Origin of the sequence: Mesorhizobium sp. M7A.F.Ca.US.008.03.1.1 (assembly GCF_003997495.1) — a bacterium.
In the GTDB taxonomy this organism is placed as follows: domain Bacteria; phylum Pseudomonadota; class Alphaproteobacteria; order Rhizobiales; family Rhizobiaceae; genus Mesorhizobium.
Map to the genome: position 1 here is coordinate 412,892 of NZ_RZRU01000001.1, position 24,450 is coordinate 437,341.

The window sequence follows — 24,450 nt, forward strand, 5'->3', positions numbered from 1 at the left end:
GGATCCCATGATCGACGAACACGAATCCGGCTATTTCACCGAAGCGAACTCGGCCGAGGTCGTGGTGGCGCGGAACAGGAACGCCAAAGACGAGCGGCTCAAAGAGGTGATGGAGGTCGTCACCCGCAAGCTGCACGAGGCGGTGAAGGAGATCGAGCCGACACAGGAGGAATGGTTCGGCGCGATCATGTTCCTGACGCAGACGGGCCAGATCTGCAACGAGTGGCGGCAGGAGTACATCCTGCTGTCGGATGTTCTCGGCGTCTCGATGCTGGTCGATGCGATCAACAACCGCAAGCCGTCGGGCGCCTCGGAATCCACGGTTCTGGGACCCTTCCACGTCGCCGATGCGCCGGAACTGCCGATGGGATCGAACATCTGCCTCGACCAGAAGGGCGAGCCGATGTTCGTGCATGGCCGCATCCTCGATACCGAGGGCAAGCCGATCGCAGGCGCCAAGATCGACGTCTGGCAGGCCAATGACGAGGGCTTCTACGACGTGCAGCAGAAGGGCATCCAGCCCGACTTCAACCTGCGCGGCGTGTTCCGCACCGGCGCGGACGGACGCTACTGGTTCCGCGGCGTGAAGCCCAAATACTACCCGATCCCGGATGACGGCCCGGTCGGCAAGTTGCTCGGCGCTCTGGGACGCTACCCCTTTCGTCCAGCGCACCTCCACTACATCGTTGGGGCTGAAGGCTTCGATGCGCTGACCACGCACATCTTCGATCCGGACGATCCGTACATCGATTCAGATGCCGTCTTCGGCGTGAAGAAGAGCCTGCTCGCCGAATTCCGCAAGGTCGAGGACGCCGAAGCCGCCGCCAGGGCCGAGGTCGCGGCGCCGTTCTACGACGTGGAGTTCGATTTCGTGCTGTCGCGCAAGGGAGAAAACTGATGGCCGCACTTGAGAAGATGTTCGATGTCAGAGGCAAGTCGGTGATCGTCACCGGCGGCGCCAGCGGCATCGGGCAGGCCTATGCCGAGATCATGGCCGAGCACGGGGCGAAGGTCTGCATCTTCGACCTGAACCCTGCCGGGTTGGAGAAGACCGTGGCGGCGATCAGGGCGGCGGGCGGCGATGTCTGGGGCCAGGTCGTCGACGTCGGCGACCGTGCGGCCATGGAAGCAGCCTTCGACAAGGTGGCCGAGAAGGCCGGCTTGATCGATGTCGTGTTCGCCAATGCCGGGATCGACGCCGGTCCGGGATTCAACACCCCGACGGGCGAAAGGAACCCCGACGGCGCCATCGAGAACCTGCCCGATGAGCACTGGGACAAGGTGATCGAGATCAACCTGACCTCGGTCTACACCACGATCAAGCATGCCGTGCGGCACATGAAGCCGAATGGCGGCGGCCAGATCATCGTCACGTCGTCCATCGCCTCGCTGATCAACGAGAGCATCGTGGGCACACCTTACATGCCCGCAAAGGCCGCGGTGAACCATCTCGTCCGCCACATGGCGATGGAACTCGGCGCCTACAACATCCGCATCAACGCCATCCTGCCAGGTCCGTTCATCACCAACATCGCCGGCGGCCGGCTGCGCAATCCGGCGGACCGCAAGGCCTTCGAGGCCCAGTCGCTTATCGGCCGGATCGGCGACCCGGAAGAGATCAAGGGCCTGGCGCTTTATCTGGCCTCGCCGGCCGCGTCCTACGTCACGGGCTCGCTGATCGTCATCGATGGCGGCTCTCTGCTGCGGATGACCTAGGCCTTGTCGAATTGAGGCCGGCACCGTCGATGAGGGCGGGCCGGGGAGAGCTTAACAACGGGAGGAACCGACAATGACCTATTACAACAGACTGGTGAAATCGGGCTTGCGGCCCAGCCGGCGAAGCGTCCTGAAGGGGATTGGAGCCGGCGTTGCCGCCAGCACGCTGGGCATGCCGACCTATCTGCGCGCCGCGACGGCGGGGAAGATCAAGCTCGGCTATCTCAGCCCGACGACCGGGCCGCTCGCCCTGTTTGGTGAAACGGATGGCTACACCTTGCAGAAGATACGCGCCCTGCTCGGCGGCCAGCTGCAATGCGCCGACGGTAATACTTACGAAATCGAGATCCTCGATCGCGACAGCCAGTCCAATCCGAACAAGGCATCGGAAATCGCCGGAAACCTGATCCTCAACGACGAGGTGCATCTGCTCGTGCCGGCCTCGACCACCGACACGATCCTGCCCGCGGCCGAGCAGGCCGAGCTTTATGAGACCCCCTGCATTTCCTCCGGTGCTCCCTGGCAGGCGGTGATCATGCCGCGCGGCGGCGGCAAGCAGACCTTCGACTGGACCTATCATTTCTTCTGGGGCCTCGACGAGGCGTTGAACACCTTTGTCGGACTCTGGAACCATCTGGAGACCAACAAGAAGGTCGGGATGCTATTTCCGCAGAACATTGACGGCGAGACCTGGGGCAACGACGAATACGGTCTGCCGGCGCCGACCCGCAAGGCCGGCTACGAGGTCGTGGTGCCCGGCTATTTCCAGCCGCGCACCAATGATTTTTCCGCACAGATCGCCGAGTTCAAGAAGCAGGGCTGCGAGATCATCGGCGGCATCACCTATCCGGACGATCTGAAGACCTTCGTCACCCAGTGCAACCAGCAGGGCTTCAAGCCGAAGGCGGTCACGGTGGCGGCGGCACTCTTGTTCCCGGGTGGCGTCGAGGCCATGGGTCCTCTAGGCAACGGCATGTCCTCGGAGGTCTGGTGGACCCCGGCGTTCCCGTTCAGGTCGTCGCTGACCGGGCAGGTCAGCAGCGACATCGCCAGCCAATGGGAAGTCGATTCGAAGCGCCAGTGGACGCAGCCGCTGGGCTATTCGCATGCCTTGCTAGAGGTCGCGCTCGACATCCTGAAGCGCTCTTCCAATCCGCTGGACCGTACGGCCAACCGTGACGCTTTGGTCGCTACCGATCTGCAGACGCTGGTCGGTCATATCAAGTTCGATGGCTCGCCCCACAAGAACATCTGCAAGACGCCGATCTTCGGCGGCCAGTGGGTGAAGGGCGAGAAATGGCCTTATGACCTGAAGATCGTCGACAACACGGTCAATCAGCTCTTCGCGCCGCAGCAGGCTATTCAGCCGATCGCCTGGTGACATGAGCGGGGACGCGGGCAGAGTTATGGGTAGGGAAATCCTGATGAAAGCGCACGGCGTGTCGAAGTCCTTCGGCGCTGTCCGCGTCCTGCATGACGTGACTTTCGACGTGCATCGGGGCGAGGTGCTTGGCATCCTCGGCCCGAACGGGGCGGGCAAAACGACGCTGTTCAACATGATCAGCGGCGATTTGAAGACGTCCGGCGGCGAGATCCAGCTCGGCGACACCGCGCTTCGCGGCGAGCCGCCCTTCCGGCGCTGCCAGATGGGGATCGGGCGGACCTATCAGATCCCGCGTCCCTATTCCGGCATGACCACCTTCGAAAACCTGCTGGTCGCCGCCGCTTTCGGCGGCGGCCGGTCCGAGAAGCAGAGCTATGCTTTCTGCGCCCAGGTCCTGCGCGATTGCGAGCTCTCCGATAAGGCCAATGTCTCGGCCGGCGCTCTGACGCTGCTCGATCGCAAACGGCTGGAGCTGGCGCGCGCGCTGGCGTCGGATCCGAAGCTGCTGCTGCTGGACGAGATCGCGGGCGGGCTGACCGACGACGAATCGAAGGCGCTGGTAGCGCTGGTGCGCCGCATCCGCGACCGCGGCATCACCATCGTGTGGATCGAGCATGTGCTGCACGCGCTGCTGGCGGTGGCCGACCGGCTGCTGGTGCTGAATTTCGGCGAGAAGATCGCCGAAGGCGTGCCCGCCGAAGTGATCGCGCTGCCCGAGGTCCAGCGCGTCTACATGGGGATCGAGGGATGACGGCCGTTCTTTCCACCCACGGGCTGTTGGCACGCTATGGCGATTTTCAGGCGCTCTACGGCGTCGACATCGAGCTGCACCAGGGTGAGGCCGTGGCTCTGATCGGCGCCAACGGGGCCGGAAAATCCACCCTCCTGCGTTCGATTATGGGCCTGCTCCCGGTCGGGCGCGAGATGGTGTTGCTGCACGGCGAGCCCGTCGGCGGCACCGCCACCGACCGCATGGTGCAGAAGGGTGTCGCCATCGTGCCGGAGGGCCGCCGGCTCTTCACCGGCATGTCGGTCGAGGACAATCTGCGCGTCGCCATCGACCAGGCCGCGCGCATGGGCGCCAAGGGCGGATGGACGCTGCCACGGTTGCATCAGCTGTTCCCGATCCTCAAGGAAAAGGCCCGCACGCAAGTGCAGAGCCTCTCGGGCGGGCAGCAGCAGATGGTGGCGATCGGCCGCGCGCTGCTGTGCCAGCCGCGGGTGCTGCTCTGCGACGAGATCAGCCTCGGCCTCGCGCCCAAGGTGATCCGCGAGATCTATGCCGCCTTGCCCGAAATCCGCGCCACCGGAACGGCGATGATCGTGGTCGAGCAGGATGTCGGCCTCGCTCGCACCGCCACGGACCGCCTCTACTGCATGCTGGAGGGCCGCGTGACCCTGACCGGCAGGTCCGCCGAAATCACGCGCGAGCAGATCGGCAAAGCCTATTTCGGAGCGGATCATGGAGTGGTTTGACGCCTTGGTGCAGGGTGTCCTGCTGGGTGGCATGTATGCCCAGTATGCGCTCGGCATGGCGCTGATGTTCGGCGTCATGCGGATCGTCAACATCAGCCATGGCGATCTGGTGATCCTTTTGTCGCTGATAGGCATCTCGATCGCCACGGCCTGGGGTCTGGGACCGCTGCCTGTGCTAATCGTGCTGGTGCCGCTCGCGGTGCTGATGGGCTGGGTGCTGCAGAAGGCCGTGCTGAACCGCGTGGTGGGCAGCGATCCGCTGCCCTCGCTGATCGCGACCTTCGGACTGTCGATCGCGCTGCAGAATCTGATGCTCCAGATATGGTCTGCCAACAGCCGGTCGTTGCCCGGCCATGGGATCGAGAGCCAGTCCATCGAGATCGGAGGTATCTATGTCGGCCTCCTGCCGCTGATCGTGCTCGCCGTCGCCACGGGACTGACATGGGGCCTCGACCTGGCGCTGAAGCGCACGCGCTTAGGCCGGGCGCTCCGCGCCGCGTCGGCCGATGTCGAGGCGGCGGCGATGACAGGCATCAACCCGCGCGCCGTCTATGCGATGGCGACAGCGGCGGCGGTCGGCATCCTCGGCTTTGCAGCCGTCTTCCAGGCGTTGCGGTCGACCGTTGCGCCGGCCGATGGACCTGCCCAGCTGATCTACGCGTTCGAAGCGGTGATCATCGGCGGCATGGGGACGGTATGGGGCGCCTTCGCCGGCTCGATGGTGCTCGGCATCTCGCAAGCCATCGGCTTCCGCATCGATCCGGGCTTCGGCGTGCTTGCCGGACATATCGTCTTCCTGATCGTGCTGGCGACCCGCCCTCAGGGCCTGTTTGGAAAGGCATTGTCATGAGTGCGATCCCCTATACGGCAACCGAGGTGCCCGAGGTCCTGGTCCAGCGCCAGACCCGGTCCGGTCGCATCGCGATGACGCTGGCGGTACTGGCCATGATCGGTGTCGCTGCCATGCCGTGGTGGGCCTCGACTGGCACGATCCGGTCGGTTCTGGTGCTTTGCTGCTATATCGCCGTCGCGCAGATGTGGAACCTGCTCGCCGGCTATGCCGGCCTCGTCTCGGTGGGCCAGCACGCCTTCATGGGTGCTGCCGGCTACGCGCTTTTCGTGCTGGCGCAGACTTACGGCATCAATCCGTTTGTGGCGGTCTTCCTTTCGCTTCTGGTTCCGGCCGCGCTGGCTGTGCCGATCTACCTGCTGCTGCATCGCCTGGATGGCCCCTATTTTTCGATCGGCACATGGGTGGTGGCCGAGGTCTTCCGGCTGACCGCTTCGAACCTGCCGCTCGTCAATTCCGGTGCCGGCATGTCGCTGCGCGTGATGAAGGACTATTCGGCCTTCGAGCGGAATGTCGCCATGTCGCTGCTTTGCGCGGGGATGCTGCTCGTCACGCTGGGCGGCAGCTACTGGCTGCTTCGTTCGCGCTTCGGCCTTGCGCTGATCGCCATGCGCGACAATCCGGTCGCGGCCGCCAGCCAGGGCGTGAATGTCGTCAAGCTGCGCTTCCTGATCTACGTCGCCTCGGCGGTCGGTTGCGGCCTCGCGGGCGCGATCTATTTCATGGCGCAGCTGCGCATCACTCCGGGTTCGGCCTTTGATCCGATGTGGGCGAACGTCGCGATCTTCATCGTCATGGTCGGCGGGATCGGGTCCATCGAGGGCGTTCTGATCGGATCGCTGATCTTCTTCATCGCGGACCGCTGGTTCGGCGAATACGGCGCAACCTATTTCGTCGTCCTCGGCCTAATGACGCTTCTGGTCGCGCTCTACGCCCGGACGGGCATCTGGGGCCTGATCTCGAAACGGTGGGATGCACCATGGTTCCCGATCCGACGCAAGCTCGTCGACCCGAACCGCTGACGAGGAGGATTTCATGAGAGCCGCCATCTTCGATAGGGTCGGCGTCCCGCTGCGGATCGGCACGGTGCCGGACCCGACGCCGGCACCGGACGAGGTCGTCTTGCGTGTCGCCGCCTGCGGCATCTGCGGCAGCGATCTGCACATCACCGAAGATCCCGTGCCTTTCGGCATTGAGGCAGGCTTCGTGCTCGGCCATGAATTCTCTGGTGACATCGTCGCGGTCGGATCGGAGGCAACGGGCCTTCGGACCGGCGACCGTGTCGCTGTCGCGCCTATGCGCGGTTGCGGACACTGCGAGGCCTGCGAGCGCGGCGATCCGGCGCGCTGTCACGAGATGGAGCTGATCGGCGGCGGCTATGCGCAATACGCGACCGTGGCCGCACGCCAATGTCATATCCTGCCCGACGATGTGGCGCTCGAGGATGGTGCGTTGGCCGAGCCATTGTCGGTCGCTCTGCATTGCATCGTCCGCTCGGGCATGAAACCGGGAGATCGGGTCGCCATCCTGGGCGCCGGGCCGATCGGACTGCTCGTCGCCTTCTGGGCGCGGCGGATGGGGGCGTCGCGTGTCGTGGTGGCCGACATCCACGGCCATCAGCGAGAGCGTTCGCTTGCTCTCGGCGCGACCGGCTTCGCGCTTTCGGGCGAAAGGCTGACCGAGAACCTCGCCGATCTCTGCGGCGGAGCGCCCGACATCGTCTTCGAATGCGTTGGCAAGCGCGGCCTCATCGGCGCGGCGGTCGAAGCGGTGCGGCTGCAGGGTACGGTGGTCGGGGTCGGCCTCTGCATTGGCGGAGATCAGTGGGACCCGTTCATTGCGCTGATGAAGGAAGTGAACCTGCTGTTCTCGGTCTTCTTCCATCAGCGCAACGAATTCGGCGTTGCCCTCGATGCGCTGCGCGGCGGACCTTTCGCGCCGCAGGCTCTGATCACCGATCGGATCGACCTCTCGCCGGTTCCGCAGATATTCGAGAGCCTTCGCCGTCGCACCACGCAATGCAAGGTGCTGATCCAGCCGGACCTTGTTTGAGGCCGGACCTGTTTGAGGAGAGTGTAAATGGCCGTTCAATTCGAAACGCTCGAATACGATATCGGTGGCACGAAGACAGTGGTGAAGACCATCGGTCAGGGCAAGCCCGTGCTGTTCCTGCACGGCGCCTCGACGCTTGAAGGCTTCGACTTCGCGGAGGGCCTCGCCGACCGCTTCCGCGTGCTCTGTCCGAGCCATCCGGGCTTCGGCTTTTCTGGTCCGGCGCCGCATGTGGCAGGGATGTCCGACATGGTTCTGCACTATCTGAACCTGCTCGATGTCCTGGATCTGCCGGAGAAACCTCATCTCATCGGCTTTTCCATGGGCGGCTGGATGGCGACCGAACTCGCCGGCCTTGCACGCGAACGCTTCGACAAGGTCGTGCTGATCGCGCCGGCAGGGCTCAACGATCCCGCGCACCCGGCCACCGATCTGGGCGCGGTCGCACCGCAGGAGCTGCCGGCCTATCTGGCGCATGATGTCTCGGTGGCGCTGCGTTATTTCCCGGATGGATCGGACCCCGCCTTTGCGGAGGCCTTCGGCGCCGATCGCGCCCGCGAAGGCGAGACGCTCGGCCGGCTGCTGGCGTCGTTTGGCATGGGCCATCCGAACCTGCGGCGCTTTCTGGCGCGCATCGCCAATCCGACGCTGGTCGTCTGGGGCACCAGGGACCGTCTGCTGCCGGCGAGCCAGGCGCCGCTCTTCGTCGAAGCCCTGCCCGACGCACGGCTGATCCTGGTCGAGGACGCCGGTCATTTCGTCATGCAGGAAAAACCCGAAACGCTCAGGAAGATCGGCGACTTCCTCGCCGGCTGACCGCATTTTAAAAAGGAGGAGAAGACGATGAACAAACCCATCAAGCACGGCTCGTGGGGGACGACCACCGACTATCGCGACTTGCTCAGGCAGATCACGGAGATCGGGCCGGCCCTGGAAGCCAACGCCACCGCCGATGAGGAGAGCGGCGAACTGACTGCGGCCACGTTCGAGCTGCTGAAGCCGCTGCGCATGTCGCATATCTTCGCCGCGGAGAGCCTCGGCGGTGCGCAGTTGCGACCCACCCAGGGTCTCGAACTGCTGGAGACGATCACCTGGTATTCGGGAGCGGCTGGCTGGGTTTCCATGGTGCATTGCTGCATCGGTGCGATGTCGGCGGCCTTTCTGCCGGACAGCGCGGTCGAGCGGCTGTTCGCGCCGGGCACCGACAACCGTTTCTCGGGGCAGGGCGCGCCGCTTGGCATGCTGAAGAAGGTCGACGGTGGTTACCGGCTGAACGGCAAGTGGAGCTATGGCAGCGGCTTCAGCCACGCCACTTATAGCCACAGTGCCGCCTTCGTCGATGACGGCACCGGCAAGCCCGCCAAGGACGAGAAGGGCAACTTGATCATCATGTGCGCCCATGCGCCGATCTCGCAGCACAAGCAGCTCGGCAATTGGGACGTTCTGGGCCTCGGCGGCACCGGCAGCATCGACTATGCGGCCGAGGACGTCTTCATCGCCGACGATCTCGTCTTCCCGATCCTGACCGCACCGCCGCTGCGCCAGAAGGAGTTCTTCAGTCTCGGGGTCGTTGGCCTCGCCGCCATCGGTCATACCGGCTGGGCGCTCGGCACCGGGCGGCGGATGCTGGACGAGATCGCCAAGTTCGCCCGCTCGAAGTCAGGCCGCGCCGGACTGATCGGCGAAAGCGAGAAGTTCTGGCACGACTATGGCCGCGCCGAAGCCCGCTATCGCGCTGCTCGCGCCTTTGTCTTCGAAGTCTGGCGCGACATCGAGGCGACGGTCGAAGCCGGCAACAGCGTATCGACGCGCCAGATCAGCCTTGTCCATCTGGCCAAATCCGAGATTCACGAGGTGGGCGTCGATATCTGCAACTTCGCTTACCGCGCCGGCGGCGGCGCGTCGCTGCGCGCCGGTGTGATCCAGCGCACCTTCCGCGAAATGATGGTGGCTGCCAACCACTTCACGATCGCGCCGTCGATCGTCACCTCGGCTGGTCGCGATATCGGCGGCCTGTGGAGCGATCGCACCTGGCAGTTCTACGACCTGATCGAGAAGAAGTAGTCGCAAGGCCGGACCGCGGACGCTGTCCGGCCCTTATTTTACGCTGCAGAAGAGAGACGTCGATGAGCTTCCCGCATCCGATGACCAACGCCTTCCGCGAAGCGTTTCGCCACCACCCGGCCGGCGTTGCCGTGATCACGGCCGATCCCGGCGACAGACCGGTGGCGATGACCGTATCCTCGCTGATCTCGGTAAGTGCCGCGCCGCCGGTCGTCGCTTTCTCGCTTTCGATGAAGTCAACTTCGTCGGAGCCCTTGCTACGGGCCGAGACCATGGTGATCCACCTGCTGCGCTTCACTGATATCGACCTGGCGCAGCTCTGCGCGTCGAGCGGCGCGGAACGCTTCCCTCCGGGAGGCGCCTGGGCGCGGCTGCCCACGGGCGAACCGCGCTATACCGGCGTTTCGACCTGGTTCCGCGCCCGCCGGCTTGGTATCTTGCCGATCGAGGGCGCGACGCTGGTCGCGGCCGAACTCCTTGACGGCGAGGTGCAGCCGGACGAGGTCCCCCCGGAGGCGCATTCGCTGGTCTATCTCGACCGTCGCTGGCATCGCCTGCACAAGGAACTGGATGGGGTGGCTGAGCTTCTTGAGTCGTCGCGTTTTCTTTGAACGGCGCCGAAGCGGCGCGGGTTGTCCGGTCGTTGCGCACGGAACTCGCAAAGCCAGTCGAAGCGCGTCCGGCGTCAGTCGCACCGCGCTCCCTGGCTCGCCGCGCAGGGTTGAGGGTCATCAGGCCAGCTGGCACTGGCCGGAACTTCGTCCCGCATCGGATGCCGTGCGAGTGGATGGCAATTTTTTGTCGCAGATGATGTAAGAGTTTTCCGCAAAATATCTCACATGTTGACGTTAACTTAACATGCTATTATGGTCTGTTTGCCGCGCCGGATGCGTCGCTTTTGTATCACCGTTGCTCGTTGATTGTCGTCATGTCTGTCATCCCTATCCCAACCTGCAGGATTGCCTTGCAGCGCCCTTCACCAGTTGCTGAAAGCGGCGGCGCCCATGCCCAGTTTGCTCGGAATCGATAACGGTCTCACGGTCACCAAGGCGGTGATCTTCGATGCCGATGGCACGCAGTTGTCCGTGGCGCGTCGGCGGGTTCCGCAATCGATGCCCCATGCACACTGGGTGGAGCGCGACATGGCCGGCCTCTGGCAAGCGACCGCCGATGCAATCAAGGAGGCGATCGCGCTGTGTGGCCGCCCGGCGGACGACATCAGGGCGGTGGCGGCGACCGCGCATGGCGACGGTCTCTATTTGCTCGACAAGGATCGTCGGCCGCTAGGCCCCGGGATCCTGTCGCTCGACAGCCGCGCCGGCGAGATTGTCGAACGATGGTCGGCGGACCGGGTCTTCGGAGACGCGCTAGCGCGAACAGGCCAGGCGCCCCACGTCTCGGCGCCGTCGGCGCTGCTGGCCTGGATCAGGAAGCACGAACCGGAACGCTTTAGTCGCATCAGACACATACTGGCCTGCAAGGACTGGCTGCGCTTTTGCCTGACCGGCACGATCGGCACCGACCGTACCGAGGCCAGCACCTCATTCACGGATTTCCGCACGCAGGATTACGCGCCGGAAGCAATGCGCATCTTCGGGCTGGACGATCTTTTTGACGCGCTGCCTCCGATAGCGCATTCGGCTGAAATCGCCGGGCATGTCACGGCCGAGGCAGCCGAAATGACCGGCCTTGCCAAGGGAACACCGGTTGCGTGCGGGCTGCATGACGTGACTGCCTCCGCACTTGGCATGGGCGGTCATGAGGAGGGCGTGCTCGCCATCGTCGCCGGGACCTATTCCATCAACGAAGTCGTCTCTTCGCAACCGCGCGTCGACCCGCGTTGGCTCTGTCGCAACGCCATCGACGCAGGCCGCTGGAACAACATGGCGATCTCGCCGGCCTCGACCGCGAACTACGACTGGTTTCTCGACACGTTCTGCCGCTCGGAGCAGGAAAAGGCATCGGTCGATGGTGACTCGATCCACGAGTTTCTGGCAGGGGAGATCGACGCGGCGCTGAAAAAGCGGTCGACCATCCTGTTTCATCCCTATCTGTTCGGCTCCCCCTTTGGCGATGTTGCCAGCGGCAGCTTTGTCGGCCTGCACGGCTGGCACGATCGCGGCGATATGCTCAAGGCGGTTCTGGAGGGCATTGCTTTCAATCATCGCACCCATGTCGAAGCCTTGCGCGACGGATTTGCCATCAGCGAAATCCGCCTGACCGGCGGCGGCTCGCGCAATCCGGCCTTCGTTCAGATGTTTGCCGATGTACTGAACGCCCCGGTCATCGTCACCTCGACCGACGAGGCCGCGGCCTTTGGCGCTGCGCTTTGCGCCGGTGCGGCGGTGGGCATCTTCGCGACGCCGCAACAGGGCGCCAGGCAGGTCGGCATGACGGTGCGCCAATACGAGCCTGTGCCCGCCTCGAGTGCTGTGTTCAACGAGCGCTTTTCCCTCTATGGCCGCATAGCCGGTGCGCTCGAACCGCATTGGCCTGAGATCGAGAAGCTGGCGCGGCCAGACACTGGGAGAACCGCATGATCAAGGCCGATGAACGACGCGAAGAGATCGCCGACTATGTGATCAAGCTCGGCCAGGTGCGCATCGACGATCTGGTCGAGCATTTCGGCGTGTCGCGCATGACCATCCACCGGCACATCGACCGGTTGGCGCAACAGGGCGTGCTGCGCAAGCTGCACGGTGCGGTGACGGTTCAGCCTTCCGGCCTCTACGAAAGCGCTTTCCGCTACCGGGTGACGGTCAACCGGGCCGAGAAGGATGCCCTGGCGCGGGCAGCACTCGATTATGTCGAAGCCGGCCAGGTGGTGATGCTGGACGATTCCTCCACGGCAAACGCCGTCGCCACACTGCTGCTCGACGTCAAGCCGCTAACCGTCATCACCAATTCAGTGGCGACGGCTTCCCTGCTGACCAATGTCGACGAACTCGACTTCATCTGTCTCGGCGGCCAGTACCACGGCACCTACAACGCCTATATCGGCATCGTCTGCGAGAACGCCGTGGCGCAGCTGCGCGCCAATGTGCTGATCTGTTCGGCTTCGGCCATCACCGGAACCACGGCCTTCATCCAGGATCCCAATGTGGTGCGGGTCAAGCAGGCGATGATGGCCGCATCGGTCAAACGCATCCTTCTGATCGACCATGCCAAGTTCGACAGAATCGCACTGCATGTCTTCGACGATCTGACCAGCTTCGATGTCGTGCTGGTGACCGAAAGCCTGGGCGATGCGCGGGCGCAAGCCCTCGAACGGGCAGGCGTGAAGCTGCGCATCGTCAAGACGAAAGCGTCATGAGCTCGAGCGAAGCAATACGTACGGAAAATTCCGCCGGGCGTCTGGCCGCCATGGCCGGGACCGGCGAGGTCGACGTCGTCATTCTCGGCGCCGGCATCAACGGGGCTGGTCTGTTTCGCGATCTGTGCGCGCAAGGCGTCAGCTGCGTGATCGTCGACAAGACGGATTTCGGCTCGGGCACCAGTGCCGCGCCATCGCGGCTCATTCATGGTGGCTTGAAATACCTCGAAACCGGCGAGTTCGGTCTGGTGGCGCAGTCGACGCTCGAACGCAATCTGCTTTTGAAGAACGCGCCACACTATGTCAGCCCGCTGCCGACCGTCATCCCGATCTTCTCCTGGAGCAAGGGAATGCTGGCGGCGCTGCGAACGCTGTTCGGCTCGACCAGTGCGCCACGCAGCCGCGGCGCCATCCTGATCAAGATCGGCCTGATGATCTATGATTTCTACGGCTCGCGAAACCAGGTCATGCCGCGCCACCGCATGGTCGGGCGGCGCCACGCGCTCAGCGAGATGCCGGCGCTCAACCCCTCGATCGTCGCCACCGGCACCTACTACGACGCCAAGATAAGCCACCCCGAAAGGCTGGTGCTCGAACTGATCCTCGATGGGTTGCAGGCAAACGTGGCCTCGGCCAGCGCGAACTACACGGCGCTTGTGAAGTCCACCAATGGCATTTTGACCTTCCAGCCGGAAAACGGCGCGGCTTTTTCGGTCCGGCCGAAGCTGGTGGTCAATGCCGCCGGTCCGTGGATCGACAATGTCAACGATTTGCTTGGCGCGCCGTCGAAGATGATCGGCGGCACCAAGGGTTCGCACATTCTGTTGAAGCACGACGAATTGGTCAAAAGCCTTGCCGGGCGCATGCTTTATTTCGAGGCTGATGACGGCCGTATCTGCCTCGTCTACGACTATCTCGGCCTGGCGCTGGTCGGCTCCACCGACATCAAGGCCGACAATCCCGACGCGGTGCGCTGCGAGCCTGACGAAGTCGAATACCTGCTCGACAGCGTACGGACGCTGCTGCCGGGGATGGCGTTCGAGCGCGACCAGATCGTCTACGCCTATAGCGGCATCAGGCCGCTGCCAGCCTCGGATGCATCGGTGCCCGGGCTGATCAGCCGTGACCACTCGGCGCCGGTCGCCGAGCCGGATCGAAACAGACCTTTCGCGGTGATCTCGCTGGTCGGCGGCAAATGGACGACATTCCGTGGCTTCGCCGAGGAAGTCGCCGACACCGTGCTCGATCGCCTGCAGCGCTGCCGCAAGGTGACGACGCAAGCCATGCCGATTGGCGGCGGCAAGGATTTCCCGCTTGACACCGCAACGCGAGCAACCTGGCTGGCTCTGGCTCACTCGGAGACGGGGGCCGAGGAACGGCGTCTCGATGAGCTGCTGTCGCGATACGGCACCAGAGCCACGCAGATCGCCACGCACGGGTCGGGTGATGAGGGTCGGCTGCCGGATTCAGAAAGCTACAGCCGGTCGGAAATTGACTACATCGTCCGCAACGAGTTCGTCGAACATCTGGCTGATATCGTTATGCGCCGCAGCACCCTGGCGATATCAGGTTCCCTGACAGGCCGGGATCTGCAGGAGATCGCCGCGATTGCCGGACGGGCGCTGGGCTGGAGCGCCGTGCGCCTTGCAGAGGAAGTCGCGGCCGCCGTTGTGGAACTTGAGGGCCGGAACCTGATGCGGTTGGACTGATCGTTCCGTCGCCGGTGCTCTTCCCACGGCAATCCGGTCGGTTTGCCCAGGGATGTGCCGCGTGCGCAATCGCCCAGCTCACAGACAGATTGGGATTTCCCCAGAGCGGACATTATTTATTAAAAACAAATAGTTGATGCAAAACAGAATGGCGTCAGACTGTCCAATTTTGCTCGTTTAAGAAGGAGGTAACACAGATTGACGTTAAATTAACAGCGTCATACGATCGAATAATATGCTTATCTCCTAATAGGCCGATGCTGCCTGCCGAGATCTGTGAATCTCCGCAGGCGTGCGCCAAATCCAGCGAGGGATTGACAGCAATGCAAGGATGTGAAAATTTTTGCAGACAAAGATAATAATATCATCTCAGGGAGGAGATGGCTTGAAATCCGGCGGAACCGCTAACCGCGACCATGAATCCAGCCTCGCCACCCGCGCGGCCTGGCTTCATTATGCTGGAGGTCTGACGCAGGCCCAGGTGGCCAAGCGGCTCGGCCTGACCAGCCTCAAGGCGCATCGGCTCATCACCCGGGCCACCCAGGATGGCCTTGTCAGGGTGATCATCGACGGCGACGTCGGCGAATGCATCGACCTTGAGCAGCAGCTGATCGATGCCTACGGGCTCGATTACTGCGAGGTCGTTCCTGATCTCGATCAGGACGAGCTGCCGCTGAAGCCGCTTGGCATCGCCGGCGCTCAGTTTCTGAAGCGGGAGATCGATCGCGGCGAGGACATGCTGATCGGCGTCGGCCATGGCCGTACCCTTGCCGCAAGCGTCGAGTATCTGACGCGCACAGCCGCCGCCCATATCCGTTTCGTCTCGCTGCTTGGCGGCGTGACGCGCAAATTCGCGGCCAACCCGCACGATGTCATGCATCGTCTGGCCGAGCGGACCGGCGCGCAGGCCTACGTGATGCCGGTGCCCTTCGTCGCCAACACCGCCGAGGACCGTGAGGTGCTGCTTGGCCAGCGCGGCATCAGCGATGTCTTCGACCTCGCAAGCCGGTCCGACCTGATGTTTGTCGGCATAGGGACCGCCGAGCGGGAAGCTTCGCTGGTCGCTACCGGCATGATCGAACATTCCGAAATCGATGAGGTCAAACGGGATGGCGGCGTCGGCGAGCTGCTCGCCCACTTCTTCGATGACAACGGACGCCCGGTGGAAACGGCGCTGTCGGACAGGATTTTGGCGCTTCCGCGGGACCAGTTGAAAGGCCGCCGGATCGTCGCTGTCGCCGGCGGCAAGGTGAAGATACGCGCCGTCAAGGCGGTGCTCGAAAGCCGTTATCTCAGCGGCCTGATCACCGACGAGTCCACCGCCCGTGCCCTTGTCGAACAGAACAAACCCAATGGTGCCAAGCGCCATGTGAACGGAGGATCGTCAAATGCGTGACAAGCGCGGATCAGCCTTGCTGGCGGTTGCGTCATGAGCGCGAAGGCCGCCACCGCATCGACCAGGCCGGCTTCGCCCGGCCTGCGTCGGGCACTTGCGGGCGCCGCGGTTGTCGTCCTGCTCGGCGCCATGGCGCTCGACACCAAGGTGGTCAGGATCGGCTCTGCCGGCGATGTCCGCAGCGCCGTCTTTTCCGCCGCCGACTACGGCAAGTCGGAGTTTCCCAAGGTGCAGGCCGATGTCGAGGCGCGTGCCGCCGACGCGGTGACGGTGGCGAGGGCGATCGCCAAGGACAGGGCAACGGCGGAAAAGGAATACGGTGTGCCTGCGGGCGTCGGACCGGTCATCTCGGTCAAGTTCACCGGTATCGTCGGCGAAGGAAAATCCGGCATCTACAAGGTCGCAGTCGAGGGCGTGCCGGACACGCTGATGATCCGCGTGCAGACCGGGCCGGCGATCAACGGCACCGAGCTTCGTGACGCCACCGGCAAGATCACATTCGGCCAGTTCACCAATCAGATCGAATATCAGGACGCCGGCTCGGCGCTGAACAACGAGATGAAGAAGGAAGTGCTGGCGAAGGTCGACACCAGCGCCTTGACCGGCAAAACCATATCGGTGGTCGGTGCGTTCAAGCTGGTCAACCCGAAGAGCTGGCTCGTCACCCCCGTGAGGCTGGACGTCAAATGAAGCCGGCTGCCGACAACGGACCCGCGAATGGCGACGCCGTGCTTTCGGCGCGCAACATCGTCATGTCGTATGGCGGCGTCCATGCGCTCAAGGGCGTCAATTTCGACATCCATCGCGGCAAGGTCACCACGCTGTTCGGAGAAAATGGCGCCGGCAAGTCGACGCTGATGAAGATCCTCTCCGGCGTGGTCACGCCGACATCCGGCGAAATCGTGCTCGACGGCAATCTCGTCAGTTTTTCCTCATCCTCGGACGCACGCGATCGCGGCATCTCGATCATCCACCAGGAACTGAGCCTGGCGCCCAATCTCAGCGTTCGCGACAACATCTTCATGGGCCGCGAACTGCGCACCAGGACCGGCCTCGACTTCGCCGAAGAATCGCGCCAGGCGCGCGCGCTGATGGCCGACCTTGAAGAGGACATCGACCCGATGACCCTCGTCGAGGATCTGCGCCTCGGCCAACAGCAGATCGTCGAGATCGCCCGGGCACTGTCGGTCGATTCCCGGATCCTGATCATGGACGAGCCGACCTCGGCGCTCAGCGCGACAGAGGTGGAGGTGCTGTTCAAGGTGATCCGCGATCTGACCAGCCGCGGCGTCTCGATCGTCTACATTTCACATCACCTCGAAGAGGCGCTGCAGATCACCGACTATGCCGTTGTCCTGCGCGACGGCGCGATAACGGCGACGGCCGAAGCCAAGGATATCGATCTCGAGTGGATCGTGCGCAACATGGTCGGCGAGAATTTCGATCTCGGCTCGCCGCCGAGCGGTCATGAATTCGGCGAAGTCGCCCTGTCGATCGAGGATGTCAGCGTCGTCGACACTTCGGGCTCAGGTTATTCCGTCGTCGATCACCTGTCGCTGGATGTGCGAGCAGGCGAGATCGTCTGCATCTACGGGCTGATGGGCGCCGGGCGCACGGAGTTGCTGGAAGCCGTCGCCGGACGAGTGCCGATGGCGGGCGGCCGCGCGCTGCTGGAAGGCGAGGACGTCTCGGGGTTGAGCATTGCCCAGCGCATCTCCAAAGGGCTTGTGCTGGTTCCCGAGGACCGCCAGCGCGACGGGCTGGTGCAAACGATGACCGTCGGCCGCAATCTCTCGCTCGCCAGCATCGAAGCGTTCGCCAAGGGCCTGTTTCTGTCTCGTTCGAGAGAGCGAGAGCTGGTCGAAGACTCGATCCGCAAGGTGACCGTCAAGACCGCTGGCGGCAACGCCATGATCGGATCGCTGTCTGGCGGCAATCAGCAGAAGGTCGTCATCGGCAAGATGCTGACGACCAACCCGAAGGTCATCCTTCTCGACGAGCCGAGCCGCGGCATCGATGTCGGCGCCAAGGCCGAGGTCTTCCGCTTGCTGAGCGAACGCGCTGCGCAGGGCCTTGCCGTCGTCTTCTCGACCTCCGAGGTCAACGAGTGTCTCAGCATTGCACACCGCATCGTCGTCATGCGGCGTGGCAGGATTTCAGCTGAATTCGGCGCCAACGCCACCAAAGAGCAGATCATGGCCGCCTCCGGCGAAGCCGTGGTCGCCTGATCACCAGAATTTCGGAGCCCACACCATGACCGATGTCAGCCAGGCCAGAAAACAGTCCAGTCCAAGCGCGAGCGAAGGCTTCGATCTCGCCAAGCTGCTGCTCGAGGGCCGCGCTTTCTTTGCCCTGATCGTCATCATTGTCGTCTTTTCGATCCTGTCGCCCTACTACCTCTCGGTGGCCAACTTCCTGACCATGGCCTCGCATGTCGCCATCTTCGGAATCCTCGCGATCGGCATGCTGCTCGTCATCCTCAATGGCGGCATCGATCTGTCGGTGGGATCGACTCTGGGCTTGGCCGGCGTCGTTGCCGGTTTCCTGATACAAGGGGTGACGCTGACCTGGCTGGGCGTCGTTCTCTATCCGCCGGTCTGGGTGGTCGCGGTGCTGGCCTGCATGCTGGGCGCCGTCGTCGGGCTGATCAACGGCGTGCTCATCGCGCGATTCAAGGTTCCGGCGTTCGTTGCCACGCTCGGCGTCATGTACATGGCGCGCGGCCTGGCGCTGCTGATGACCAGCGGTCTGACCTACAACAATCTCGGCGGCAAGCCGGAGCTCGGAAACACCGGCTTCGATGCGCTTGGCTTCAACCGCCTGTTCGGCGTGCCGACGGGCGTCGTGGTTCTCGTGGTCATCGCGCTCGTTGGCAGTATCGTCCTGAACCGCACCGCTTTCGGGCGCTGGCTCTACGCCTCGGGCGGCAATGAACGCGCGGCCGAACTCTCCGGCGTTCCGGTCAAGACGGTGCAGATTTCCGTCTATGTGCTGTCGGGTATCTGTGCCGCCATTGCCGGTCTGATCCTGTCCTCGCAGTTGACGTCGGCGGGACCGACCGCCGGCACCACCTACGAATTGACGGCCATCGCGGCCGTCGTCATCGGCGGCGCGGCACTGACCGGCGGCCGCGGCAACATCCGCGGAACCCTGCTCGGGGCCTTCGTCATCGGCTTCCTGTCCGACGGTCTGGTGATCATCGGCATCTCATCCTACTGGCAGACAGTGTTCACGGGCGCGGTCATCGTGCTCGCCGTGCTCCTCAATGCCGTTCAGTATCGCCGCCGCAGCAAGCTCCCAAGCGCGACAGGTGGCCAACCGACTTCTCAGAAACGGGGGAAGGCCGAACCGGCCAATCCTGCCCAAGGGAAGACTGCCAGGTGAACTGGCAGCAACACCGCGTAATCATTGGAGGAATGTACATGAAAACCATGCTGAAAAGTCTGCTCGCCGCCGCGATGGTCGTCGGGTTCACGGCCGCCGCGTCGGCCGCGGGCCTGATCTCGATCATCGTCAACGATCCGGCCAACCCCTACTGGCTGACCGAGGGCAACGTCGCCAAGGCCGAGGCCGAGAAGCTCGGCTATACGGCCAATGTCGGCGCCCACAAGGGCGATACCAATACCGAAAGCAACCTGATCGACACTGCCATCACCAACAAGTCGGTGGCGATCATCCTCGATCCGGCCAACGCTGACGGCTCCGTCGGCGCGGTGAAGAAGGCGATTGCAGCCAACATCCCGGTGTTCCTCGTCAATGCCGAGATCAATCAGGAAGGCCTCGCCAAGGGGCAGCTCGTCTCCAACAACGCGCAGGGTGCTGCTCTCGGTGCCCAGCAGTGGGTGCAGGCCGTCGGTGAAAAGGGCAAATATGTCGAACTGCTCGGCGCCCCGTCGGACAACAACGCGGCCACGCGCTCGAATGGTTACGCGACTGTGCTGAGCCAGTATCCGGATCTCGAAAAGGCTGCCTCGCAGGTCGCCAACTGGGATCGTACCCAGGGCCACGACAAGATGCAGAGCATGCTGCAGGCCAATCCCGACATCATCGCGGTGATCAGCGGCAATGACGAAATGGCTCTCGGCGCGGTTGCGGCGCTGAAGGAAGCCGGCAAGCTCGCCGGCATCAAGGTCGGCGGCTTCGACGGTTCCCCGGACGCGGTTGCGGCGATCAAGTCTGGCGAACTGCAGTACACGGTGCTTCAGCCGGTCGCCATCTTCTCGGCCAAGGCCGTGCAGCAGGCGGACTCGTTTATCAAGACGGGTGCCACCGGTGCGGCGACCGAGAAGCAGCTGTTCGATTGCCTTCTCATCACCAAGGACAATGTCGACAAGTACACCGCTCCCTTCGTGCTGTCGGAATGAAACCTGCACAGGGGGTGTCCTTGCGGACACTCCCTGCCTCTTCTACGAAATGACTGCCCTCGTGAACTGCCTTCGAAACCAATCGGAATTTGCGGCATGAAAGACCTGCTGATCGGCATCGACGCGGGAACGTCGGTGATCAAATCGATCGCTTTCGATCTGTCCGGGCGGCAGCTCGCCATGACGTCGGTGCCCAACAGCTTCGTCACGCTGGAAGGCGGCGGCGCCGAGCAGGACCTCGATCAGACCTGGCGCGACATGGCGCGGACCGTTCGCGATCTCGCGGCCAAGATTCCCGACCTCGCGCAACGAACCGCGGCGGTGGCCATCACCGGGCAGGGCGACGGAACCTGGCTGATCGATGGCGACGGCTTGCCTGTCTCGCGCGCCTGGCTGTGGCTCGACGCCCGCGCCGGACATTTGGTGGACGAGATGCGCGCCGATCCCCGGGATCGCAGGCGGTTCGATCTGACCGGCACGGGGCTGAATTCCTGCCAGCAAGGCGCCCAGCTTGCCTTCATGAAAAAGAACCATCCCGACATGCTGGAGCGGGCGGCGACCGCACTGCATTGCAAGGATTGGCTCTACTTCAAGATGACGGGCGAACGCGCCACGGATCCCTCCGAGGGAACCTTCACCTTCGGCGATTTTCGGTCGCGCACCTATTCCGACGAAGCCCTCGACATCCTGGATCTGACGACGCATCGCCGCCTGTTGCCTCCCATGCTCGAAGGCACCACCGACCATCATCCGCTGTCGCGATCGGCGGCGGCGGAGACTGGCCTGCTCGAAGGCACGCCGGTGGTGCTGGGTTACGTCGATATGGTCATGACAGCGCTTGGAGCCGGCCTCTATGATCCCTCGGGTAATGTCGGCTGCACGGTCATCGGCTCGACCGGCATACACACGCGCTTCGCCGCCACTCCCGACGATGTCGTGCTGAACGACGATGGCTCCGGCTACACGATCGCCATGCCTATTCCGGGCGCCTTTGCACAATTGCAATCCAACATGGCGGCGACGCTCAACATAGACTGGGTGCTTGGCCTTGCGCGCGACGTGCTCACGACGGCTGGCGGCAAGCCTTCCCATGACGAGTTGCTGAAGGCCCTCGACGCTTGGGTGGAAGCATCGGAGCCGGGATCGCTGATCTACCAGCCCTACATATCGCTGGCCGGTGAAAGAGGGCCTTTCGTCGACCCTGACGCACGCGCCGGCTTCATCGGCCTTTCGGTCAAGCATGGCTTTGGCGATCTGGCACGCGGCGTGCTCGAAGGGTTGGCCTTCGCCGCCCGTGATTGCTACCAGGCGATGGGCGCCGTGCCGAGCGAGATCCGCCTGTCGGGCGGCGCCGCACGCAGCCCGTCGCTACGCCGCATCATCGCGGCGGCGACCCGGGCGCAGGTGCGCACCAGCAGCCGCCAGGAAGCAGGTGCTGCGGGTGCCGCGATGATGGCCGCGGTCGGGCTCGGCGTCTATGGCTCCATGGAAGACTGCGCCGCCGAGTGGGTGACACCGCTTCTCGGCGACTGCGATGCCTATGACGAGGCGCTGTCGCAAACCTACGATGCGCTCTTCCCTTCCTTCGTTGCGGCGCGCCAGGCGCTTCGACCGGTGTGGAAGGGCATGGCGCACCGCACAGGAGCAAGATCTTGAGCAATACAACAGATGTCGTCGATCTCTTCGTGATCGGCGGCGGCGTCAATGGGGCAGGCATAGCGCGTGATGCGGCAGGTCGCGGGCTGTCCGTCATCCTGTGCGAAAAAGACGATCTCGCCCAGGGCACCAGTTCGCGCTCTGGCAAGCTGGTGCATGGCGGCCTGCGCTATCTCGAATATTATGAATTCCGGCTGGTTCGCGAAGCGCTGATCGAACGCGAGGTGCTGCTCGAGGCGGCGCCGCACATCATCTGGCCGATGCGCTTCGTTCTTCCGCACAGCCCGCAAGACAGGCCGGCATGGCTGGTCCGGCTCGGCCTGTTTCTCTACGACCACCTTGGCGGCCGTAAACGCCTGCCGGGGACAAGAACGCTGAACCTCAGGACGGCACCCGAAGGCGCGCCGATCAAGGACGAATTCAGGCGCGGTTTCGAATATTCCGACTGCTGGGTCGACGATGCGCGCCTGGTGCTGCTCAACGCCCTGGACGCCAGGCAGCGCGGCGCCAGAGTGCTCACGCGCACCGCCTGTGTCGCGGCCCGCCGAGAAAACGGACTGTGGTCGATCGACATGCAGGACGGCCGCACGGGCGCCGTCACGAAAGTCCTCGCGCGCGCGCTCATCAACGCGGCAGGGCCCTGGGTCAACGACATTGTCAGCCGCGTTGCCGGGCAGAATTCGACGCGCAATGTTCGGCTTGTAAAGGGTAGCCATATCGTCGTGCCCAAATTCTGGGAGGGACGGCAGGCCTATCTCATCCAGAACAGCGACAAGCGGGTGATTTTCGTCAACCCCTATGAAAACGATCTGGCGCTGATCGGCACGACCGACATTCCCTATGAAGGCAGGCCCGAGGAAGTGGCTGCCGAGGCAAGCGAAGTCGATTACCTGATCAAGGTGGTCAACCGCTATTTCAAGCGGCAGCTGACGTCACAAGACGTGGTCTACAGTTTCTCGGGCGTGCGTCCGCTCTATGACGACAATGCCGACAATCCAAGCGCGGTGACGCGCGACTATATTTTCGAACTCGACGCCTCCAACGGCAACGCACCGCTGCTTTCGGTGTTCGGCGGCAAGATCACCACCTTCCGCAAGCTCTCCGAACACGCGCTGGAAAAGATCCAGCCGTTCTTTCCGGCGATGAAGAAAGCCTGGACGGCCAAAATTCCCTTGCCGGGGGGCGACCTCCCCAATGCGGACTTCGAGCAGTTCCTGAGCGATCTGCATTCCGAGTTTTCATGGCTCAGCCCGTCGCTGGTGAAGCACTACGCTCGAAGCTATGGAACCCGTGCCAGACAATTGCTCGCCGGCGCGCAAAGCGAGGTTGATCTCGGCCGCCGTTTCGGTCCCGATCTCTATGAGCGGGAGGCAAGGTTCCTGGTCGAGACCGAATGGGCAAGCACTCCTGCCGATATACTGGAACGCCGCACAAAACATGGCCTGCATATCAATGCAGCCGAGCGCAAGACATTTGAAGACTGGTTCTCCAACATCATGGCGAGGGCGGACTGATGGCCTTCACGCTTTCCCTCAACACCAATCCGCTGGTCAACCGCTTCGCCGATCCGGACGATCTGATCGACGCGATCGCCTATGGCATCGGCATCCGCGACGTGCAACTGACGCACGAATTCGTCAATCCGGGCTGGCCGGCGGCGGCGATTGTCAAATTCCTGCGCCTGTTCAACAGCGCGCTGTCGCGGACCGGTGTCAGGATCACCTCCGGCATGACCGGACCCTATGGCCGGCTCAATCATTTCGGCCATCCGGACGCGGATGTCCGGCACTACTATGTCGACTGGTTCAAGACGTTCGCCGACATTTCCGCCGAACTCGGCGCCTCAGGCATGGGCACGCAGTTCGCCATCTTCACCTACAAGGACTTTGACGATCCGCAACGGCGGGCAGCGCTTCTCGACATCGCGCTTGAATGCTGGCGCGAGGTGGCCGAACACGCCAAGGCGGCGGGCCTGTCCTATCTGTTCTGGGAGCCGATGTCGGTGGGTCGCGAGTTCGGCCACACGATCGAAAGCTGCGTCACGCTGCAAGGCGCCATCGATGCCGCGAAGCTGCCTATCCCGATGCAGATGATGGTGGATATCGATCATGGCGACGTGACCTCACCCGATCCTGCCGATACCGATCCCTATGCCTGGGCGAAAGCGTTTCCATTGCAATCGCCGATCATCCACATCAAGCAGTCTTCCATGAACAAGGGCGGGCACTGGCCGTTCACGGCCGCCTACAACAAGGACGGCCGCATAGTCCCGCAGAAGCTGCTGGATGCGGTCCGGCAGGGCGGCGGAACCGACAATGAAATTTGCCTTGAACTTTCCTTCAGGGAGAGGGAACCAGTCGATCATCAGGTTATCGAGATGATCCGCGAGTCTGTGGATTTCTGGGCGCCTTACGTCGACAGCGGCCGCGACAGTCTCAAGCCTCGGGCCTGAACGAATACGCCGCCCGAA

At 63.4% G+C, this 24,450-nt stretch carries 22 protein-coding genes; all 22 read left to right on the forward strand.

The genetic code is table 11. The annotated features are described in order from the left end of the window. The first annotated feature begins 7 nt into the window (after positions 1–7). The 22 genes from EOA16_RS01855 to EOA16_RS01960 all read left to right on the forward strand — a co-directional run bounded on the left by EOA16_RS01855 (position 8) and on the right by EOA16_RS01960 (position 24,432). Positions 8–898: an intradiol ring-cleavage dioxygenase gene (locus EOA16_RS01855; protein WP_127255073.1), complete on the forward strand. Its 891-nt coding sequence runs from the start codon at positions 8–10 to the stop codon at positions 896–898. Continuing rightward, positions 898–1,716, forward strand: a complete 819-nt coding sequence (locus EOA16_RS01860; protein ID WP_127255074.1) for an SDR family NAD(P)-dependent oxidoreductase — start codon at positions 898–900, stop codon at positions 1,714–1,716. The genes EOA16_RS01855 and EOA16_RS01860 overlap by 1 nt, the downstream gene beginning before the upstream one ends. Before the next feature lie 73 nt (positions 1,717–1,789). Next, positions 1,790–3,097, forward strand: coding sequence for an ABC transporter substrate-binding protein (locus EOA16_RS01865; RefSeq protein WP_127255075.1), 1,308 nt, complete (start codon positions 1,790–1,792; stop codon positions 3,095–3,097). Positions 3,098–3,122: 25 nt separating this feature from the next. Then, on the forward strand, positions 3,123–3,851 hold the full coding sequence (locus EOA16_RS01870; protein ID WP_127255076.1) for an ABC transporter ATP-binding protein: 729 nt from the start codon (positions 3,123–3,125) through the stop codon (positions 3,849–3,851). After that, the gene (locus tag EOA16_RS01875) at positions 3,848–4,576 is read left to right on the forward strand and encodes an ABC transporter ATP-binding protein (protein ID WP_127255077.1); all 729 of its coding nucleotides are present in this window, start codon (positions 3,848–3,850) and stop codon (positions 4,574–4,576) included. The genes EOA16_RS01870 and EOA16_RS01875 overlap by 4 nt, the downstream gene beginning before the upstream one ends. Then, positions 4,563–5,426 carry a branched-chain amino acid ABC transporter permease gene (locus EOA16_RS01880; protein ID WP_127255078.1) on the forward strand — a complete coding sequence of 288 codons (864 nt, stop codon included), beginning with the start codon at positions 4,563–4,565 and terminating at the stop codon, positions 5,424–5,426. Before EOA16_RS01875 ends, EOA16_RS01880 begins: the two co-directional genes overlap by 14 nt. Then, on the forward strand, positions 5,423–6,448 hold the full coding sequence (locus EOA16_RS01885) for a branched-chain amino acid ABC transporter permease (RefSeq protein WP_127255079.1): 1,026 nt from the start codon (positions 5,423–5,425) through the stop codon (positions 6,446–6,448). Before EOA16_RS01880 ends, EOA16_RS01885 begins: the two co-directional genes overlap by 4 nt. 13 nt (positions 6,449–6,461) lie before the next feature. Continuing rightward, entirely contained in the window at positions 6,462–7,478 is a 1,017-nt protein-coding gene (locus EOA16_RS01890; RefSeq protein WP_127255080.1) for an alcohol dehydrogenase catalytic domain-containing protein, read from the forward strand. Between the two features lie 27 nt (positions 7,479–7,505). After that, positions 7,506–8,294, forward strand: coding sequence for an alpha/beta hydrolase (locus EOA16_RS01895; protein WP_127255081.1), 789 nt, complete (start codon positions 7,506–7,508; stop codon positions 8,292–8,294). A 27-nt stretch (positions 8,295–8,321) separates the two neighbouring features. Continuing rightward, positions 8,322–9,542: an acyl-CoA dehydrogenase family protein gene (locus EOA16_RS01900; protein ID WP_127255082.1), complete on the forward strand. Its 1,221-nt coding sequence runs from the start codon at positions 8,322–8,324 to the stop codon at positions 9,540–9,542. 80 nt (positions 9,543–9,622) lie between these two features. Continuing rightward, on the forward strand, positions 9,623–10,153 hold the full coding sequence (locus EOA16_RS01905) for a flavin reductase family protein (RefSeq protein ID WP_245455829.1): 531 nt from the start codon (positions 9,623–9,625) through the stop codon (positions 10,151–10,153). Between the two features lie 393 nt (positions 10,154–10,546). Continuing rightward, positions 10,547–12,082, forward strand: a complete 1,536-nt coding sequence (locus tag EOA16_RS01910) for an FGGY-family carbohydrate kinase (protein WP_127255084.1) — start codon at positions 10,547–10,549, stop codon at positions 12,080–12,082. After that, positions 12,079–12,855, forward strand: coding sequence for a DeoR/GlpR family DNA-binding transcription regulator (locus EOA16_RS01915; protein WP_127255085.1), 777 nt, complete (start codon positions 12,079–12,081; stop codon positions 12,853–12,855). Before EOA16_RS01910 ends, EOA16_RS01915 begins: the two co-directional genes overlap by 4 nt. A 50-nt stretch (positions 12,856–12,905) precedes the next feature. Continuing rightward, positions 12,906–14,564, forward strand: a complete 1,659-nt coding sequence (locus tag EOA16_RS01920; RefSeq protein WP_164754084.1) for a glycerol-3-phosphate dehydrogenase/oxidase — start codon at positions 12,906–12,908, stop codon at positions 14,562–14,564. A 385-nt stretch (positions 14,565–14,949) separates the two neighbouring features. Continuing rightward, positions 14,950–15,960, forward strand: a complete 1,011-nt coding sequence (locus EOA16_RS01925; protein ID WP_127255087.1) for a sugar-binding transcriptional regulator — start codon at positions 14,950–14,952, stop codon at positions 15,958–15,960. Between the two features lie 33 nt (positions 15,961–15,993). Continuing rightward, on the forward strand, positions 15,994–16,650 hold the full coding sequence (locus tag EOA16_RS01930) for a DUF2291 domain-containing protein (protein WP_127255088.1): 657 nt from the start codon (positions 15,994–15,996) through the stop codon (positions 16,648–16,650). Beyond that, a complete protein-coding gene (locus tag EOA16_RS01935; protein WP_127255089.1) occupies positions 16,647–18,188 on the forward strand; it encodes a sugar ABC transporter ATP-binding protein in 1,542 nt (513 codons plus the stop codon). The genes EOA16_RS01930 and EOA16_RS01935 overlap by 4 nt, the downstream gene beginning before the upstream one ends. A gap of 25 nt (positions 18,189–18,213) precedes the next feature. After that, positions 18,214–19,344, forward strand: coding sequence for an ABC transporter permease (locus tag EOA16_RS01940; protein ID WP_127255090.1), 1,131 nt, complete (start codon positions 18,214–18,216; stop codon positions 19,342–19,344). 32 nt (positions 19,345–19,376) lie between these two features. Continuing rightward, entirely contained in the window at positions 19,377–20,324 is a 948-nt protein-coding gene (locus EOA16_RS01945) for a D-ribose ABC transporter substrate-binding protein (RefSeq protein ID WP_023756738.1), read from the forward strand. A 96-nt stretch (positions 20,325–20,420) separates the two neighbouring features. Beyond that, positions 20,421–21,980 carry an FGGY-family carbohydrate kinase gene (locus EOA16_RS01950; protein ID WP_127255091.1) on the forward strand — a complete coding sequence of 520 codons (1,560 nt, stop codon included), beginning with the start codon at positions 20,421–20,423 and terminating at the stop codon, positions 21,978–21,980. Beyond that, the gene (locus EOA16_RS01955) at positions 21,977–23,494 is read left to right on the forward strand and encodes a glycerol-3-phosphate dehydrogenase (protein WP_127255092.1); all 1,518 of its coding nucleotides are present in this window, start codon (positions 21,977–21,979) and stop codon (positions 23,492–23,494) included. Before EOA16_RS01950 ends, EOA16_RS01955 begins: the two co-directional genes overlap by 4 nt. Then, a complete protein-coding gene (locus tag EOA16_RS01960) occupies positions 23,494–24,432 on the forward strand; it encodes a TIM barrel protein (RefSeq protein WP_127255093.1) in 939 nt (312 codons plus the stop codon). Before EOA16_RS01955 ends, EOA16_RS01960 begins: the two co-directional genes overlap by 1 nt. The last annotated feature ends 18 nt before the right edge of the window (positions 24,433–24,450 follow it).